The following is a 1,708-nucleotide window of genomic DNA, read 5'->3' on the forward strand; positions in this document are numbered from 1 at the left end:
CCTAGGAATGTCCTGAAGATCTTGATGGGTGGGTCGGCATGAGCTGGCTCACCCTCTTGCTATGCAGTGATCGGTTTGAGAGCCCAGATGCCGTTGGTGTGGGTGAGTCCGAGGTTGATCAGGCGGCGGAGGTTGAGGGCAGCGGCGCGGTGGTGAAGCCAGCGGTCGTTGGCGGCGGTGCCGCGGTAGCGCAGGCGGCGGTTGCCGCGGGCGACCAGCCAGGCCACGGCCCGTTCGACCATGGGCCGCCAGCGTCGGTAGTCGTCCTGCCAGGCGGGATCGGTGGCGGCCTGATGGCGGGCGGCGGCCTGCAGATCGTGGTGCGGGCGGATCGTCACCACACGGCCGGTCTTGGCGGTGGTACAGCGATCACGCAGCGGGCAGGCGGCGCACAACCGGGTGAAGGTGGCACGGCGCTGTTGGTAGCGGCCCCCGGTCGCGGCCAGCGGGACGGTGTGCCCGGCGGGGCAGGTGACCGTGCCGGCGCCGGCGTCGATGCCGAAGTCGTCCAAGGTGAACCCACCCGGCACGGCGGGCTTGAGCGCGGGTGGTTTGATCAGCAGCCGGTGTCCGGCATCAGTGAGGGTGGCGCGCAACTCGGCGGCGGCGTAGGCGGCATCGGCCAGAATCTGCAGCACTCCGCGCTCGGTGGCGAGCAGGTCAGGGGCAACGGCGGCCTCGTGATGGGCGGCGCCGGCACCGGGGCGTAATGCGACGGCGGTGAACAGTCCGCTCTCCGGCTCGACGGCCAGGTGAGCCTTGTAGCCGTCGTCACGCTGCTGACCGCTCTTGTGGATGTGGCGGGCCTGCGGGTCGACGGTGGAGATGATCCGGTCGGGGGCGGTGCGGCGGGCGATGCGCCACCGTCCGTCGGTGCCATCGGAGTCGTCGGCGGGCTCGACGTCCTGGCCGGCGATCAAAGCCAGCAGACCGACCGCACCTGCGGCCGGCCCGTCCAGGTCCTGGCCGGCCAGGTGGTCCAGCAGGGTGAGCGCGTCGGTGACCAACCCACTCACCAGGGCGTTCTTAGCCTGCTCATCGTCCCAGGCGATCTTCGGTTTGCCGGGGTCGGTGTAGTCGTGGGCGTGACAGTGCGCCGCGACCAACGCGCTCGCGCCGGGCACCTGGCGGGCCACCCGGCGGATCGCGGCGATCAACTGGGTGATGGTGTCCTGGGTGGCGACCGCATCCAGCAGCACCGCCGAGTCCAGCGCCCGCCGTGTCCGGCCCGCCAGCACCCCGGTCTGCTCCACCACGGCGCGCACCGTCTGAAAGATCCGGTCCGGATCCGACGAGCGGCCCAGCCGACGCCGGAAGTAGGTCAGCAGCGACGGATCGAAGCCCTGGTCATACAGGCTCAGCCCGCAGGCGGCCTTCCACCGCAGATCGAACCGCAGCGCCGCCACCGCCTCCTCATCGGACAATCCGTGCAGCGCCTGAAGCACCACCACCGTCGCCAGCAGGCCTGGCGGCACCGACGGACGCCCGTTGACCGGCGCGTACATGTCCGCGAACGTCTCCGGCGGGAACAACGCCCGCCGGTGTTCGGCCAGGAACGCGAACACGCTCCCAGCCGGAATCATGTCCCGGCATACGGCCCATACCTCAGGCCCAGCTGGAACCCTCCGACGGCCCATCATGACCCGAGTCTGAATCCCGAAACTCCGCCTGGCCAGACCACCAAGATCTTCAGGACATTCCTAGGCCG

General features: G+C 70.2%; 1 protein-coding gene. It reads right to left on the reverse strand.

Translation table 11 applies throughout. The annotated features are described in order from the left end of the window. Positions 1-59: 59 nt before the first annotated feature. The gene (locus AB0C28_RS56160) at positions 60-1,583 is read right to left on the reverse strand and encodes an IS1182 family transposase (RefSeq protein WP_358085774.1); all 1,524 of its coding nucleotides are present in this window, start codon (positions 1,581-1,583) and stop codon (positions 60-62) included. Positions 1,584-1,708 lie beyond the last annotated feature (125 nt).

This window comes from Nonomuraea sp. NPDC048892, from assembly GCF_040649735.1.
Lineage (GTDB): Bacteria > Actinomycetota > Actinomycetes > Streptosporangiales > Streptosporangiaceae > Nonomuraea > Nonomuraea maheshkhaliensis.

Excerpts from the sequence above, each read along its gene's own strand:
- AB0C28_RS56160 (WP_358085774.1), bottom strand. The coding sequence starts at position 1,583 with ATGATTCCGGCTGGGAGCGTGTTCGCGTTCCTGGCCGAACACCGGCGG.